Below are 15,394 nucleotides of genomic sequence, written 5' to 3'. Positions count from 1 at the left end.
CGAGCGGACCACCGCTCGTCCCGGCGTCGACCACGACCAGCACGAAAGGGCGCCCCGATGGACGTCGTGCTCGACAACGCGAGCGCTGTCGCACTGGCCTTCGGCTACACGCTGAGCCTGTTCGTCGTCGCCGGCGTGCTCTCCGGGATCTTCGGCACGCTGCTGGCGGCGATGAGGGTCGGCCCGGTGGCCGTCCTGAGCCGCGCCGCCGCGATCTACGTGACCCTCGTGCGCAACACCCCCCTGCTCATCGTCATCATCTTCTTCCGCTTCGCCGGCCCCAAGATCGGGCTGACGTGGAGCTTCGTCGACATCAGCATCGGCGACCTCAACCTCAACAACCTCTACGCCGCCTGCGTGGTGGGCCTGACGGTCTACACCACCGCCTTCGTGTGCGAGGCCCTGCGCTCGGGTGTGAACGCCGTCGACCTCGGCCAGGCCGAGGCGGCTCGCGCCATCGGCCTCCCGTTCAGCGGCGTCATGCGCGAGGTCGTCCTGCCGCAGGCCATGCGCGCCTCCGTGCCGCCGCTGGCGAGCGTGCAGATCGCGATGCTCAAGAACACCACCGTGTGCGGCGTCCTCGGCGTGCTCGAGGCCTTCGCCCGCATGAAGGGCCTCACCAACGACTACGCCAGCTCCCGGACGGAGATCTTCGTGGCCTTCGCACTCATCTTCGTCGTGCTCGTCGAGGTGCTCTCGTTCGCCTCCGCGCGCCTCGAGCGCCGCTGGAGGGTCGCGTAGTGGCCGCCGCCGTCCTCTTCGACGCCCCCGGTCCCAAGACCGTCCGGCGTCACCGGATCTACACCCTGGTCGCGTCGCTGTCGCTGCTCGCGGTCCTCGCGTTCATCGCCCTGCGCCTGCAGCAGACCGGACAGTTCGCCTACGTGAAGTGGGAGCCGCTGCTCACGCCCAAGTACATCGAGGCGCTGCTGGTCGACGGCCTCCTCAAGACGCTGCAGATGGCCTTCACCTCGATCATCTTCGCCGTCGTCTTCGGGGTCGTCTTCGGCGTCGGCAAGCTCTCCGAGCACGCCTGGGTCAGGTGGCCGTGCTGGGCGGTCGTGGAGTTCTTCCGCGCGGTGCCCGTGCTGCTGATGATGATCTTCTTCTTCTACGAGGTGAAGGTCGCCGGCGGCGTCAGCAACGGCACGACCGGCGCCTACTGGAGCGTCGTGGCCGCCCTGACCGTCTACAACGGCGCCGTGCTCGCCGAGGTGTTCCGCGCCGGCGTCCTCGCGGTGCCGCGCGGACAGGCCGAGGCGGCGTACGCGATCGGGATGCGCAAGACCCAGGTGATGAGCCTGATCCTGCTGCCGCAGGCGGTGAAGATCATGCTGCCGGCGATCATCAGCCAGTGCGTGGTCGCGCTCAAGGACACCAGCCTGGGCTACGCGATCGGGGCCATCGGACTCTCGACCGTGGGCCGCAGCATCTACAACGGCTTCCAGAACCAGATCCAGACGGTCTTCGTCATGGCGCTGCTCTACATCGTGGTCAACTACCTGCTGACGCTGGTCGCCACCTGGGTGCAGCACAAGCTGGTGGGTCAGCGGAAGCCGCTCGAGGTCGGCATGGTCGGCGGCCCGACTCCGGACCGGACGCTCGTCTAGCCCTCAGCGGGTCTTCGGCGTCACCCAGAGCCGGATGACGCCCTCGACCACCACGGTGCCGTCGTCGCGGACGCCGCGGACGCGGACCGGGAGGTCGGGGTCGTCGGAGGTCCACTGCTCGGGGTCGGTCTCGGCGACGCAGGTGATGTCGCTGGTGGCCTTGGCGGTGTAGGCGACCTCCATGCCCTTGGGGATCCAGCGCCGGTCCGCCGGGATGCTCGCCTCGGCGAGCGCCCCCATCGCGGCCTCGAGGCCGTTGCAGAGCGCGATGGCGTGCACGGTCCCGAGGTGGTTGTGCACCCCGCGGCGCTTGGGGATCAGCAGCTCCGCACGGTTCGGGCGGATGTCGACGAAGCGCGGGCGGATCGTCGCGAAGTACGGCGCGCGCTGGCTGAACGCGAGCGAGAACACGCGCCGGCCCACGGCGGGGCCCAGCAGGGGCAGGGCGTTGGCGCGCTTCCAGAGGGTGAGGACCTGGCTCATGCGGCCAGACGTTACCAGTCGGTAACTTCTCACGGCCCCACCTGACACGTGTCAAGTCCTGCTAGCGTCCGCCAGCGTGACGCACACCACACCGGCGGACGGCCAGGAGCTGCCCGAGCTCGCCTGCTACGGGCTGGCCGGCCACAGCGCCTCCCCGGCCGACCTGATCGGCGAGGTCCGGGAGGCGGAGCGGCTGGGCATCGGCTCGGTGTTCCTCTCGGAGCGGTTCAACGTCAAGGACGCCGCGGTGCTGGCCGGCGCGGCGGTCGCGGCCTCGACGACGATCGGCGTCGCCACGGCCGCCACCAACCACAACACCCGGCACCCGCTCGTGACGGCCACCATGGCGACCACGCTGCACCGGATGAGCGGCGGCCGCTACGCGCTCGGCCTGGGCCGCGGCTTCGACCTGCTCTTCGACGTGATGGGACTCCCCCGCGTCACCGGCGCCCAGATGACCGACGCGGTGGGCATCTACCGGCGGCTGTGGCACGGCGAGGCGTTCGGCCACGAGGGGCCGGCCGGGAGCTACCCCTACCTCAGCCAGGACAGCAGCTTCGACGAGGACGTCCCGGTGCTGATGATGGCGATCGGCGAGAAGTCGTTGGCCCTCGCCGGCCGCGTGGCCGACGGGGTCGTCCTGCACACCTTCCTCGGCGACGAGACGCTGGCGCGCTCGGTCCGCACCGTGCGCGAGTCGGCCGCGGCCGCCGGCCGCGACCCGTCCGCCGTACGGATCTGGGCGGTGCTGGCCGTCGTCGAGGAGTCGGTGCCCGAGGAGCTCGCGCTGCGCAAGCTGGTCGGCCGGCTGGCGACGTACCTCCAGGGGTACGGCGAGGTGCTGGTCCGCGCCAACGGCTGGGACCTCGCGGACCTGCAGCGCTTCCGGGAGGACCCGCTCGTGCAGGGGTACGCCGGCGCGTTCGACGCCGTGGGCACCACCGAGCAGCTGACCTACCTGCGCGACGAGGTGCTGCCGGCCGAATGGCTGGCTGCCTCCGCGACCGGGAGCGCGGAGGCCTGCGCGCGGCGGGTGCTCGACCAGCTCGACGCCGGCGCGGACAGCGTCGTGCTGCACGGCGCGACACCCGGCGAGCTGGCGCCGGTGGTGGAGGCCTGGCGGGCGATCCGGCCCCGGGAGCGCTTCGAGGGGCTGCCGACCAACCCGGGGTGGGCGCGATGAGCGCCGGGGTCGTCACCGAGGTCGAGGGGCTCACCTCCGCGTGGCTGGGCGAGGCACTCGGCGGCCGCGTCGACGACGTGGTGGCGACGCCGGTCGGGACCGGCCAGATCGGCACCTGCTACCGCCTGACCCTGACCGGCGACGGCGTGCCCGCCTCGGTCCTCGTCAAGCTGCCCGCCGCCGACCAGGGCTCGCGCGACCTGCTCGCGGGCGCCTACCGCGGCGAGCTGGTCTTCTACGCCGACATCGCACCGACGGTGGCCGTGCGGGTCCCGACGTGCCACTACGCGGCCATCACGCCCGACAGCGGCGACTTCGTCCTGGTGATGGAGGACCTGGCGCCCGCCGTGCAGGGGGACCAGATCGGCGGCTGCACCGTCGCGCAGGCACGCGACGCGGTGACCAACCTGGCCGGGCTGCACGGCCCGCGCTGGAGCGACCCGACCCTGCAGGACTACGACCACCTCACGCTGCAGTCGCCCGCGGACATCGACCTCCTCACCGAGCTGGCCCCCTCGACGACCGAGCTGTTCGTCGAGGGACTCGGCGACCTGGTCTCGCCCGAGGACCGGGCCACACTGCGGGCGTGCGCCGAGGTGGTCGGGCCGTGGAGCTACGCGCGCGGCGAGCGCTACGCGCTCGTGCACGGCGACTACCGCCTCGACAACCTGATGTTCCACCCCGACGGCGCCTCCGGCTCCGTGGCGCTGGACTGGCAGACGCTCTCGCTGGGCCTGCCCGCCCGCGACCTCGCCTACTTCGTGGGCACCTCGCTCGACCCCGAGGCGCGCCGGGCCCACGAGCGCGACCTCGTGGCGGCGTACCACCGGGCACTGCTGGGCCACGGCGTCACCGGGCACGACCTCGAGGAGTGCTGGGAGGACTACCGCTTCGCGATGGTCCAGGGCCCCCTCGTCGCGACCTTCGGCTGCGCCTACGGGACCCGCAGCGAGCGGGGCGACCGGATGTTCGCCACGATGGTGGCGCGCTCGTGCGCCGCCATCCGCGACCTGGGCACGCTCTCGCTGGTCTGACTCAGTCGCGCGCGACCAGCAGCTCGACACGGTTGCCGTGCCCGTCGAACGTGTGCACGCGGTCGTGGCCGGGGAAGGTGTCCCGTTGGCTGAGGTCGACGTCGTAGCCGGCCTCCTCGAGCCGGTGTCGCACGGCGTCCAGAGCGTCGGCTCCCTCCAGCACGAGTGCAGGGTGCGCCTTGCGGGCGGGCGCGAACGGGTCCTCGACGCCGACGTGGATCTCCGCGGTCACGCCCCCGGAGCCGTCGACGGCGCGGAACCAGACGCCGCCGCGGGCGCGCAGCTCCTCGGGCTTCTCGACCTCGGTCATGCCGAGCGCGGCGGCGTAGAAGCGCCGGGCGACGTCCTCGCCGCCCGGCGGGCAGGCGACCTGGACGTGGTGGAGCCTCACGACGCGCGCCGGGCGACCACGAAGATCCGCCGGAACGGCAGCACGACCCTTCCGTCCCGCGCGGGGTAAGCCTCGCGGAGGCGTCGCTTGAACTCCGCCTCGAAGTCGGGTCGCAGGTCGTCGGGCAGCGCCTGCAGCGTGGGGCGGGCGCCGGTGGCCGAGACCCAGGTGAAGACCGGGTCCTCGCCGGTGAGGACGTGCAGGTACGTCGTCTCCCACGCGTCGACCTCGCAGCCGAGCGCGGCGAGCCGGTCGAGGTAGACGACCGGGTCGTGGCTGGCCGGGGTCGCGATGCCCTGCACGTGCGGGGCGTACGGCGCCTCGCCGGCCAGCGCGGCGCGCAGGGTGTGGCTGGGCTCGTCGAAGTTCCCCGGCACCTGGAAGGCCAGCCACCCGCCGGGGCGCACCGCGTCGACGAGCTGCGGCAGCAGCTCGAGGTGGCCGGGCACCCACTGGAGCGTGGCGTTGCTGACCAGCACGTCCACACCGCCCTCGGGGGGCTGCCAGGTGCGGACGTCGCCGACCTCGAAGTGCGCGTCGGGCTGCGCCTCCCGCGCCGCGCGGATCATCTCCTCGCTCGAGTCGACGCCCACGACGTGCGCGTCGGGCCAGCGTCGCCCGAGCAGGGCGGTGAGGTTGCCCGGGCCGCAGCCGAGGTCGACGACGCGGCCTGGCGCGCTCGCGTCGACGCGGCCGAGCAGCTCCACGAACGGGCGCCCGCGCTCGTCGGCGTAGGTGAGGTAGCGGTCCGGGTCCCACGTGTGGGTAGGTGTGTGCGTCGGTGCCATCGGTCCATCGTGCGACCCATTTATCTCGATGTCAAGATTCTCGACGCATCCGCTACGCTGCTGCCATGCGGGACGAGGTGGACGAGCTGGTCGAGTCGTGGGCGCGCGAGCGCGACGACCTCGACCTCGAGCCGGTCGCCGTCTTCAGCCGGATCAGCCGCCTGGCCCGCCACCTCGACCTCGCCCGCCGCGCCGCGTTCACCGCGCACGGCATCGAGTCGTGGGAGTTCGACGTGCTCGCGGCGCTGCGCCGCGCCGGTGCGCCGTACGAGCTGTCGCCGGGGCGCCTGCTGCGCGAGACGCTCGTGACCAGCGGGACGATGACCAACCGCGTCGACCGGCTGGCGGCGCGCGGCTTCGTCGAGCGCTACCCCGACCCCGAGGACCGGCGCGGCGTCATCGTCCGGCTCACCCGCGAGGGCAAGACCGCCGTGGACGCCGCCTTCGAGGCGCTGCTCGAGGCCGAGCGGGCGCTGCTCGCCGACCTCGCGCCGGCCCAGCAGAAGCGGCTCGCCGGCCTGCTGCGCACGCTGCTCGCGCCGTACGCCTGAGTCGATCGGCCCCGGGGGTTGAGGAAGGCGCGCAGCGCCTGTCTCGAAACCCCGTGCGGGACCTCAGCCCTCGAGGATGTCGGCGGCCTCGAGCCACTCGAGCTCGAAGCCGTCCTTCTGCGCGAGCAGCGTCTGGAGCTCGGCGCTGAGCTCGGCGACGCGGGCGTAGTCCTGGGAGTGCTCGACGATGAGGGCGTTGAGCTCGGCCTCGCGCGCGTTGACGCGGGCCAGCTGCTTCTCCAGCCGGGCCAGCGTCTTGCGGGCGGTGCGCTCCTCGGCGCCGCCCAGCTTGCGCTTGGGCGGCGCACCACCGGACGGGGCGGCGGAAGGAGCCGCGGCCGCGGCCAGCGACGCCGTGCGCCGCTCGAGGTACTCGTCCACGCCGCGCGGCAGCATCGAGATCTTGCCGTCGCCGAGCAGCGCCCAGACGGAGTCGGTGACGCGCTCGAGGAAGTAGCGGTCGTGCGAGACCACGATCAGCGTGCCCGGCCAGCCGTCGAGGAAGTCCTCGAGGACGTTGAGGGTGTCGATGTCCAGGTCGTTGGTGGGCTCGTCGAGGAGCAGCACGTTGGGCTCGTCGAGCAGCAGCCGCAGCAGCTGGAAGCGGCGCCGCTCGCCACCGGACAGGTCGCCGATGCGGGTGGTCAGCTTGTCGCCGGTGAAGCCGAAGCGCTCCAGCATCGAGGTGGCCGTGATCTCGCCGTCGCGGGTGCGGGTGACGCGGCTGACCTTCTCGACCGTCTCCAGCACGCGGCCGGTGGGGTCGAGGTCGTCGAGCTGCTGCGAGAGGTGCTTCAGCGCGATCGTGCGGCCGTGCTTGACCCGTCCCGACTGCGGCGCGAGCTCGCCCGAGATGAGGCTCAGGACGGAGGTCTTGCCGGCGCCGTTGACCCCGACGATGCCGACCCGGTCACCCGGGCCCAGCCGCCAGGTGGCGTGCGAGAGCAGGGTCCGGTCGCCGCGCACCAGGTCGACGTCCTCGATGTCGACGACGTCCTTGCCGAGGCGCTGCGAGGCGAACCGCTGCAGCTCCAGCCGGTCCCGCGGCGGCGGGACGTCCGCGATCAGCGCGTTGGCGGCGTCGATGCGGAACTGCGGCTTCGAGGTCCGGGCCGGCGGGCCGCGGCGCAGCCAGGCCAGCTCCTTGCGGACGAGGTTCTGGCGGCGCGCCTCCGAGGCGGAGGCCTGGCGCTGCCGCTCGGCCTTGGCGAGCACGAAGGAGGCGTAGCCGCCCTCGTAGGCGTCGACGACGCCGTCGTGCACCTCCCACGTCCACTGGCACACCTCGTCGAGGAACCAGCGGTCGTGGGTGACGACGACCATGGCCGACTCCCGCGCGGACAGGTGAGCGGCCAGCCAGGCGACCGCCTCGACGTCGAGGTGGTTGGTGGGCTCGTCGAGCACGATCAGGTCGTGGTCGCCCAGGAGCAGCGCGGCCAGCGAGCAGCGGCGCCGCTCGCCGCCGGAGAGGCCGACGACCGGGCGGTCCAGGGAGACCCCGGCCAGCAGGGTCTCCACGACCTCGCGGGTGCGCTGCTCGGCCGCCCACTCGTGGTCGGCGAGGCCGCCGAGCACGGCCTCGCGCACGGTGTGGGTGTCGACCAGCTCGTCGCCCTGGTGGAGGTACCCGACGTGCAGGCCGCGCTGGCGCGACACCCGCCCGCTGTCGGGCTCCTCGAGGCCCATCATCACCTCGAGCAGCGTGGTCTTGCCGTCGCCGTTGCGACCGACGATGCCGATGCGCTGGCCCTCGCCGATGCCGAGCGACACCTCGGTGAGCAGCGGCCGGACGCCGTAGGACTTGGAGACGCGCTCGAGGTTCAGCAGGTTAGCCATGGTGTCCTCCGACGACGTGGGCGCCCGCGACCGCACCGTTGGCGACCAGGACGACGCCGTGCCCGAGCCTCATCATCGCGCCCGCCAGGTCGCGGGCATGGTCGGCGGACTCGCACAGGAAGACGCAGGTGGGGCCGGAGCCGCTGACGAGGCCGCGGAGCGCGCCCTCCTCCTCGCCCTGGTCCAGGAGCGCCCCCAGGTCGGGGCGCAGGTCGATCGCCGGCTGCTGCAGGTCGTTGCGCAGGAGCCGCGCGAGCCGGTGCGGCTCGCCCGAGGCCACGGCGGCGACGAGCTCGTCGGCCGGCGGCGGGGTGGGCGAGGCGTCGGGGAAGAGCTTGTCGAAGTGGGCGTAGACCGCCGGGGTCGACATGCCCTCGAGGCTGGGCACGAGCACCCACCACCAGGTGCCGGCGTCGGGAAGGGGCGTGACGATCTCGCCGCGACCGGTGCCGAGGGCGGTGCCGCCCAGGAGCGCGAACGGGACGTCGCTGCCCAGCTCGGCCGCGATCGCGAGCAGGTCCTCGTCGCTGGTCTGGGCGTCCCAGAGGCGGTCGAGCGCGACGAGCGCGGCGGCGGCGTCGGCGGACCCGCCGGCCAGTCCCCCGGCCACCGGGATGGCCTTCTCGATGAGCAGGTGCCCGTCGGCGGCGACGCCGTGGTGGCGGGCCAGGAGCGAGGCGGCGCGCGTGACGATGTTGCCGCTGTCGACGGGGATCGCGCCGGCGTCGACCCAGTCGGCGACCTGCAGGCGCAGGTCCCAGCCGGGCTCGTCGTCGCGCGCGGTGACGTCGTCGCAGAGGCCGACGGCCTGGTAGACGGTCGTGAGGGGGTGGAAGCCGTCCTCGCGGGCGGCGCCCACCCCGAGGTGCAGGTTGATCTTCGCGGCGGCGCGCACCGTCACGGGCGCACCGGTGGGCGTGGTCATGGCGGTCACGGGTGCAGCACCTCGGCGATCCGCGCGAACTCCACGACCGAGAGCGACTCGCCGCGGGCCATCGGGTCCACACCGGCGCGCTCCAGCGCGGCGGAGGCGTCCTCGGCCGAGCCGACCAGCGGCCGCAGCGCGCCCCGCAGCACCTTGCGGCGGTGGGCGAAGGCCAGGTCCACCACGGCGAAGACCTGCTCGCGGGTCGCGGTCGTGGCCGGCGGCTCGCGCCGGCTCCAGGCGACCAGCCCGGAGTCCACGTTCGGCGCCGGCCAGAAGACGTTGCGCCCGATGGCACCGGCCCGGCGGACGTCGGCGTACCAGGCGGCCTTGACCGACGGGACGCCGTAGACCTTGGATCCTGGAGCCGCCGCAAGCCGGTCGGCGACCTCGGCCTGGACCATCACCAGGCCCCGCTCGAGCGAGGGCAGCAGCTGGAGGAGGTGCAGCAGCACCGGCACGGACACGTTGTAGGGCAGGTTGGCGACCAGCGCCGTGGGCGCCGGTCCGGGCAGCGCGGCGATCCGCATGGCGTCGTCGAGGAGCACCTCGAAGCGGTCGGCCTGCTCGGGGGCGTACGTCGCCACGGTCTCGGGCAGCAGCCCGGCCAGCAACTCGTCGACCTCGATCGCGACCACGCGCGAGGCCACGCCGAGCAGCCCCAGCGTCAGCGAGCCCAGGCCGGGGCCGACCTCCACGACCACGTCGTCGGGCCCGATGCCGGACTCCCGGACGATGCGCCGCACGGTGTTGGGGTCGATCACGAAGTTCTGCCCGCGCTGCTTCGTGGGGCGCAGGTCGAGGCGGGCCGCGAGCGAACGCACCTCTGCCGGCCCGAGAAGCCTCGGACCGGCAGAGGTGTCAGACATGACGGCCACGGTAGTGGCCGCTGGTCGGGCTCAGGTGGGGAGCCCCAGCTTGGCCGCGCAGCCGGGCCAGGAGCCGTAGCCGCCGGTGGCGTCGCGCAGGCGCGTGGCCACGGCGATCTGGGTCTCGCGGCTGTTCTGGCTGGGGAGCCCGGTGCCGCCGTAGGCCTGCCACGTGCCGAGGTTGAACTGGAGGCCGCCGTAGTAGCCGTTGCCGGTGTTGATGGCCCAGTTGCCGCCCGACTCGCACTGGGCGAGGGAGTCCCAGACGGTGCTGCCGGACTCGTAGGCCGACGCGGTGCCGACCTCGACGATCTTGTCGACGGGCTTGCGCAGCACCTGCTGGCGCAAGACCTTGCGCACGGTCAGCTCGCCGTTGCGGTACTCCAGGCGGTAGGTCACGTTGCGCCTGCCCTCGCGGCCCTCGCGGACCACCGTGGTCTCGCCCTCGGTGCTGGTGTCGTCCTCGCGCTCGATCGTGGAGAAGCCCAGGGGCTCGCCCTTGACGCTCTTGCGCACGACGCGGATGTCGGTGAAGACGATCTTGTCGCCGTCCTCGACGACCGTCCCGAGGCCGGGCTCGGCCTGGTCGGTGCGCTGGATGGGCACGCCGAGCTCGCCGAGCGCCTCCTGCACGGTCAGGGCGGTGACCCGGCGGGTGACCGGCTTGCGGCCGGCGACCGCGAAGGTCAGCCGCTTGGCGGTCACGACCTCGAGCTCGAGGCCCTCCCGGTCGATCTCGGCGCCGCGGCTCACGGAGACGGCGGCGTCGCGGGTGACGCTCATGCCGATCTCGCCCAGCGCGGAGGTCACGTCGGTGGCCGTCACCCAGTGGGTCTGCTCCACGCCGTCGACGACCACCTGCAGCGGTCGTGCGTACTTGACGCTCACCAGGCTGCCGTCCTCGACCTCCTCGTCGAGGCTCGGCACGACGACGTCGCGCTCGCCGACCTCGATGCCCTCGGCGTCGAGGACCTCGCCGACGGTGTCGCCGAACGCCGTGACCTCGCGGGTCTGGCCGTCGACCGACACCCGCAGCGTGGTGCCGAGGGAGGCGTAGCCGAACGTCGTGCCGACGACCGCCAGGGCCGCCACGACGGCGAGCGTCACGAGGACGCGCCGGCTGCGCAGGATGGTGCCGATGGTGCGGGTGGTGCTGGGGGTCACGTTGCTCCGACCGTCGTTCTCTCCGGTCCTCGGGGCGCCAGCGCGGGTGCAGCAGGTGGTGAGCGCTGGCCAGAACCTCCCCCGATCCCGGCCGTCTGCGTTCCAGCACACCAGCGCCCCGGGCCCGATGGCAAACCCTGGCAGTTCCTCCGAGGGGCCCGCGTGACCGAGATCTCGGCGTTCAGCAGCCCTCTCAGGGCTACCAGGCGCCGCCGAACGCGCGCTCCGTCGTGGCGTCGACGGCCGCGCAGAGCGCCTCGAGGTCATCCCCGCGCACCTCGGCCATGGCCCGCATCGTGTGGGGGACGAGGTAGGAGGCGTTGGGCCGCCCGCGGTAGGGCGTCGGGGTCAGGAACGGCGCGTCGGTCTCGACCAGCAGCCGGTCGGTGGGCACCACGACCAGCGCGTCGCGCAGCGGCTGGGCGTTCTTGAAGGTGACGGTGCCGGCGAAGGAGAGGTAGGCGCCGCGGTCGAGGCACCGGCGCGCGAAGCCGGCGTCGCCGGAGAAGCAGTGCATCACCCACCGGTCGGGCACGCCCTCCTCGTCGAGCACGGCCAGGACCTCGTCGTGGGCGTCGCGGTCGTGGATGACCAGCGTCTTGTCGAGTCGCTTGGCGAGGTCGATGTGGCGGCGGAAGGACTCCACCTGGGCGGCGCGACCCTCCTCGCCGGTGCGGAAGTGGTCGAGGCCGGTCTCGCCGATCGCCCGCACCTTGTCGTGGCTGCGGGCGAGCGACTCGATCTCCGCCAGCGCCTCCTCGAGGGTGCCGGCCTCCGCCTGGCGGGGCGCCTCGTTGGGGTGCAGCGCGACGCCCGCGACGAGGGCCGCGTGCTCCGCCGCCGCCTCGACCGCCCAGCGGGCGCCGGGGAGGTCGCAGCCGATCTGGACGATGCGCGGCACCCCGACCGCGGCGGCCGCCGCGATCGCGTCGGCGGTCGGGACCCGGTCGCCGTCGGCGATGTCAAGGTGGCAGTGGTTGTCGACGACGGGGTGCGGCAGCGGCTCGGGCGCGGGTGGCCGCTCGCGGTCGCGACGGCTGCCGCTCCGCTCCTCCGTGGCCGCGCGACTGCGGGTGGGCTCCTCGGTCACACCGACCACACGCGGTCCAGCACGGCGCTCGCCAGCTGCTCGGGCGCCTGGGTGGGGATCCAGTGGGTGACGTCGGGCAGCTCCACGAACGAGTACGGCGCGTCGACGTACGACGCGGTGAGCTCGGCGCCGCGGCGGTCGATCGCGGTGTCGCCGTCACTCCACACGAACGTCGTCGGGACCGTCGTGTGCCGGGTGGCGAGCTCGCGGTCGACGAACGGGATCGCGCGGTACCACGACAGGCCGCCCGTGAGCGCGCCCGTGTCGACGACCTCGCGGCGGCAGCGGGCGACCTCCTCGCGGGTCATGCCGGCCTGGGCCAGGCCCAGGTCGAAGGGTCCCCCTCGGCGGCGCGCCGCGAGCTCCACGACGTACGGCGCCTGGAACAGCAGCATGTACCAGGAGCGCAGCCCCTGGGCCGAGCTCAGCACGGCCTTCTGGAACGCCGCCGGGTGGGGCACCGACACGGCGGTGAGCGTGCGCACCAGCACCGGGCGCCGGGCGGCCAGCCCCCACGCGACCGCCGCGCCCCAGTCGTGCCCGACCACGTGGGCCGAGCCACCGACGCGCTCGATGAGCGCGGCGACGTCGTCGACGAGCTCGGTCAGACGGTAGGCCCGTCGCCCCGAGGGACGCGCGCGCTCGGAGTAGCCCCGCTGGTCGAGCGCGAGGGTGCGCAGGCCCGCGGCGTGCAGCAGCGGAGCGACGTGGCGCCACGAGGTGGCCCGCTCGGGGAAGCCGTGCAGCAGCACGACCACGTCGCCGTCGACCGGTCCCTCGTCGAGGACGTCGAAGGCGAGCCCGTCGCGCGTCAGGGTGCGGATGCGCCGGGTCATGCGCCGTGCACCAGGTTGTAGACCTCGCGCTTCGGCACGCCGGCCTCCTTGGCGACCTCGACGATCGCGTCCTTGCGGGTCATGCCCCGATCCTCCCTCTCCCGTACGGCATCGCGCAGGCTGGTCTCGTCGGAGGCCACCGTCGGCCCGCCGTCGGCGCCCTGGACCACGATCGTGACCTCGCCGCGCACGCCCTCGCCCGCCCAGGCCACGAGCTCGCCGAGCTGTCCGCGGCGCACCTCCTCGTGGGTCTTGGTGAGCTCGCGGCACACGGCGGCAGCCCGGTCCTCGCCCCAGGCCTCGGCCATGGCGCGCAGGGCGGTCTCGGTGCGGTGCGGGGCCTCGAAGAAGACCATCGTGCGCTCCTCCCCCGCCAGCGAGGCCAGCCGCCGCGACCGCTCCCCCTGCTTGCGCGGCAGGAAGCCCTCGAAGCAGAAGCGGTCGACCGGCAGCCCGGAGACAGCGAGCGCGGTCAGCACCGCGGAGGGTCCCGGCACCGCCGTGACGAGCACCCCGGCCTCGACCGCGGCGGCGACCAGGCGGTAGCCGGGGTCGGAGACGCTCGGCATGCCGGCGTCGGTGACCAGCAGGACGCGCCGCCCCTCGAGCAGCGCCTCCAGGAGCACGGGGGTGCGTGCCGACTCGTTGCCCTCGAAGTAGGAGACGACGCGACCGGTCACCGTGACGCCCAGGTCGGACGTCAGCCGCTTGAGCCGACGCGTGTCCTCGGCGGCGACGACGTCGGCTCCCGCCAGCTCCTCCGACAGCCGCGGCGGCGCGTCCGCCACCCGGCCGATGGGGGTCGCGGCGAGCACCAGCACCCCGGGTCCGCGCTCGTCGTTCGTCACGCGGCGATCATGCCACCGCGGCACGTAGAGTCCTGCCCCGTGACGACCGTCGACCGCGCTCCGAGCGAGGGGTTGTCCACCACCGTCGACGGCCGCCCGGTGCCGCTCGCCCGCGAGCGGGCGCGACGTCCCCGGTGGCCGAGCGACCTCGACGACCCGCTCACCTCGTGGGGTGCCGCGCTCGGCGTCACGCTGCTCGCGCTCTTCCTCCGGCTGTGGCACCTCGGCACGCCGAAGGAGTTCGAGTTCGACGAGACGTACTACGCCAAGGACGCGTGGTCGATGGCCAACCACGGCTACGTCCGCGAGTACGTCGAGGACGCCGACACGCTGATCCTCGACGGCAAGACCTCGGGGGTCTGGACCGACGACCCGTCGATGATCGTCCACCCCGAGGCCGGCAAGTGGGTCATCGCGCTGGGCGAGAAGGCGTTCGGGATGGACCCGTTCGGCTGGCGGATCTCGGCCGCGGTGGTCGGCGCCCTCATGGTGCTGGTCATGTGCCGGCTGGTGCGGCGCCTGACCGGCTCGACCGCCCTCGGCTGCGTCGCCGGCCTCCTGCTCAGCCTCGACGGCCTGCACTTCGTGCTCTCGCGGCTGGCGCTGCTCGACATCTTCCTGGCCTTCTTCCTGCTCTGCGCCGTGACCTGCCTGGTCGTCGACCGCGACTGGTACCGCGCCCGGATGGCGGCCGCCGTGGACGGGCCCCTCGGCCCCTCCTCCTGGGGACCCGTGCGGCCGCTCCTGCTGCGGCCGTGGCTGGTGCTGGGCGGCGTCTTCTTCGGCCTCGCGGTCGGGACCAAGTGGACCGCGGCGGTGCCGCTGGCGGCGTTCGGGATCATGGTCTGGCTCTGGAGCGCCGGCGCGCGCCGCTCGTTCGGGGTCCGCTGGCCGGTGCTGCGCTCCGCGGTGGTCGACGGGCTGCCGGCGTTCGCGCAGCTGGTCCTGGTCGCGTTCGTGGTCTACGTCGGGACCTGGACCGGGTGGCTGATGCACGCCGGCGAGTACGAGGAGCACCTCTCGGCGACGCAGTACACCCGGTTCGTGGCCGAGGGCGCGACCTGCGAGGACGAGCCGACGCTCGACGACGACCGCTGGCCGACGGCCTCGCAGCCCGACGCCACGGGGCCGGCCGAGGCGGTGCAGTCGCTGCGGTCGCTGTGGAGCTACCACCAGGACCTCTTCACCTTCCACACCCACTTCCTCAACTGCAGCGACCACCCCTACCGCTCCCAGCCGGCCGGCTGGCTCCTGCTCAACCGACCGGTCGGCGTCGCCGCCGAGACCGACATCAAGCCCGGCACCGGCGGCTGCCAGGCCCCGGCCGACAGCACGTGCCTGCGCCAGGTGCTGCTCCTCGGGACGCCGATGCTGTGGTGGGGCGGGATCCTCGCGCTGCTCTACGCCGTGGTCCGCTGGGTCGGCGCGCGCGACTGGCGCTTCGGGTTCGCGGTGGTCGGCACCGCCTCCACCTGGCTGCCCTGGCTGCGCTACGACGACCGGCCGATCTTCCTCTTCTACGCCGTGGCGATGCTGCCGTTCATCGTCGTCGCGATCACCCTGGCGATGGGTCGGCTGATCGGGCCCTCGCGGCTGCCGTCCTCGCGACGGACGGCGGGCGTGGTGGTGGCCGGGTCGTTCTTCGTGCTCGTGCTGGTCAACTTCGCGTGGTTCTGGCCGATCTACACCGACGAGCTGCTCACCCGCGGGGAGTGGCTGGACCGGATCTGGTTCAAGCGCTGGATCTGAGGCCCCTCCCAGCCGGGCCGACGGGCACGTCAACGAG

General features: G+C 73.3%; 16 protein-coding genes. 6 read left to right on the top strand and 10 right to left on the bottom strand.

Annotation, left to right across the window (positions count from 1 at the left end; translation table 11 throughout):
- Positions 1-57 precede the first annotated feature (57 nt).
- Together IRQ30_RS01515 and IRQ30_RS01510 are read left to right on the top strand one after the other, a co-directional pair.
- Positions 58-741: an amino acid ABC transporter permease gene (locus IRQ30_RS01515; RefSeq protein WP_193611281.1), complete on the top strand. Its 684-nt coding sequence runs from the start codon at positions 58-60 to the stop codon at positions 739-741.
- A complete protein-coding gene (locus IRQ30_RS01510) occupies positions 741-1,610 on the top strand; it encodes an ABC transporter permease subunit (protein WP_193611280.1) in 870 nt (289 codons plus the stop codon). The genes IRQ30_RS01515 and IRQ30_RS01510 overlap by 1 nt, the downstream gene beginning before the upstream one ends.
- A 3-nt stretch (positions 1,611-1,613) precedes the next feature.
- Here the strand turns inward: IRQ30_RS01510 and IRQ30_RS01505 are convergent, their stop codons facing one another.
- Positions 1,614-2,093 carry a hotdog fold domain-containing protein gene (locus tag IRQ30_RS01505; protein WP_193611279.1) on the bottom strand — a complete coding sequence of 160 codons (480 nt, stop codon included), beginning with the start codon at positions 2,091-2,093 and terminating at the stop codon, positions 1,614-1,616.
- A 76-nt stretch (positions 2,094-2,169) separates the two neighbouring features.
- Between IRQ30_RS01505 and IRQ30_RS01500 the strand changes: the two genes are divergently transcribed.
- Both IRQ30_RS01500 and IRQ30_RS01495 read left to right on the top strand, forming a co-directional pair.
- The gene (locus IRQ30_RS01500; RefSeq protein ID WP_193611278.1) at positions 2,170-3,276 is read left to right on the top strand and encodes a TIGR03857 family LLM class F420-dependent oxidoreductase; all 1,107 of its coding nucleotides are present in this window, start codon (positions 2,170-2,172) and stop codon (positions 3,274-3,276) included.
- On the top strand, positions 3,273-4,310 hold the full coding sequence (locus IRQ30_RS01495) for a phosphotransferase family protein (protein WP_193611277.1): 1,038 nt from the start codon (positions 3,273-3,275) through the stop codon (positions 4,308-4,310). Before IRQ30_RS01500 ends, IRQ30_RS01495 begins: the two co-directional genes overlap by 4 nt.
- A 1-nt stretch (position 4,311) precedes the next feature.
- Here the strand turns inward: IRQ30_RS01495 and IRQ30_RS01490 are convergent, their stop codons facing one another.
- On the bottom strand, positions 4,312-4,701 hold the full coding sequence (locus IRQ30_RS01490) for a VOC family protein (RefSeq protein ID WP_193611276.1): 390 nt from the start codon (positions 4,699-4,701) through the stop codon (positions 4,312-4,314).
- The gene (locus IRQ30_RS01485; RefSeq protein WP_193611275.1) at positions 4,698-5,489 is read right to left on the bottom strand and encodes a trans-aconitate 2-methyltransferase; all 792 of its coding nucleotides are present in this window, start codon (positions 5,487-5,489) and stop codon (positions 4,698-4,700) included. Before IRQ30_RS01485 ends, IRQ30_RS01490 begins: the two co-directional genes overlap by 4 nt.
- A 65-nt stretch (positions 5,490-5,554) precedes the next feature.
- Here IRQ30_RS01485 and IRQ30_RS01480 point away from each other — a divergent pair, with 65 nt between their 5' ends.
- On the top strand, positions 5,555-6,040 hold the full coding sequence (locus tag IRQ30_RS01480) for a MarR family winged helix-turn-helix transcriptional regulator (RefSeq protein ID WP_193611274.1): 486 nt from the start codon (positions 5,555-5,557) through the stop codon (positions 6,038-6,040).
- Between the two features lie 63 nt (positions 6,041-6,103).
- Here the strand turns inward: IRQ30_RS01480 and IRQ30_RS01475 are convergent, their stop codons facing one another.
- The 7 genes from IRQ30_RS01475 to rsmI form a co-directional block, all read right to left on the bottom strand.
- Positions 6,104-7,876, bottom strand: a complete 1,773-nt coding sequence (locus IRQ30_RS01475; protein ID WP_193611273.1) for an ABC-F family ATP-binding cassette domain-containing protein — start codon at positions 7,874-7,876, stop codon at positions 6,104-6,106.
- Entirely contained in the window at positions 7,869-8,801 is a 933-nt protein-coding gene (locus tag IRQ30_RS01470) for a 4-(cytidine 5'-diphospho)-2-C-methyl-D-erythritol kinase (RefSeq protein ID WP_227466843.1), read from the bottom strand. Before IRQ30_RS01470 ends, IRQ30_RS01475 begins: the two co-directional genes overlap by 8 nt.
- A gap of 5 nt (positions 8,802-8,806) precedes the next feature.
- A complete protein-coding gene (gene rsmA / locus IRQ30_RS01465) occupies positions 8,807-9,670 on the bottom strand; it encodes a 16S rRNA (adenine(1518)-N(6)/adenine(1519)-N(6))-dimethyltransferase RsmA (RefSeq protein WP_193611272.1) in 864 nt (287 codons plus the stop codon).
- Between the two features lie 30 nt (positions 9,671-9,700).
- On the bottom strand, positions 9,701-10,834 hold the full coding sequence (locus tag IRQ30_RS01460; RefSeq protein WP_338089518.1) for a transglycosylase family protein: 1,134 nt from the start codon (positions 10,832-10,834) through the stop codon (positions 9,701-9,703).
- Between the two features lie 199 nt (positions 10,835-11,033).
- Positions 11,034-11,924: a TatD family hydrolase gene (locus IRQ30_RS01455; RefSeq protein WP_338089517.1), complete on the bottom strand. Its 891-nt coding sequence runs from the start codon at positions 11,922-11,924 to the stop codon at positions 11,034-11,036.
- Positions 11,921-12,760 (bottom strand): alpha/beta fold hydrolase, encoded by an 840-nt coding sequence (locus IRQ30_RS01450; RefSeq protein ID WP_193611269.1) that lies wholly within the window; start codon positions 12,758-12,760, stop codon positions 11,921-11,923. Before IRQ30_RS01450 ends, IRQ30_RS01455 begins: the two co-directional genes overlap by 4 nt.
- Complete coding sequence (gene rsmI / locus IRQ30_RS01445) at positions 12,757-13,608, bottom strand: 16S rRNA (cytidine(1402)-2'-O)-methyltransferase (protein WP_338089516.1); 852 nt, start codon at positions 13,606-13,608, stop codon at positions 12,757-12,759. The genes IRQ30_RS01450 and rsmI overlap by 4 nt, the downstream gene beginning before the upstream one ends.
- A gap of 39 nt (positions 13,609-13,647) precedes the next feature.
- Between rsmI and IRQ30_RS01440 the strand changes: the two genes are divergently transcribed.
- Positions 13,648-15,357 carry a dolichyl-phosphate-mannose--protein mannosyltransferase gene (locus IRQ30_RS01440; protein ID WP_338089515.1) on the top strand — a complete coding sequence of 570 codons (1,710 nt, stop codon included), beginning with the start codon at positions 13,648-13,650 and terminating at the stop codon, positions 15,355-15,357.
- The last annotated feature ends 37 nt before the right edge of the window (positions 15,358-15,394 follow it).

It is taken from the genome of Nocardioides lijunqiniae (assembly GCF_015024225.1).
GTDB classification, from domain to species: domain Bacteria; phylum Actinomycetota; class Actinomycetes; order Propionibacteriales; family Nocardioidaceae; genus Nocardioides; species Nocardioides lijunqiniae.
Note: the sequence above shows the minus strand (reverse complement) of the source record. Positions and strands in the feature narration are given on the sequence as shown.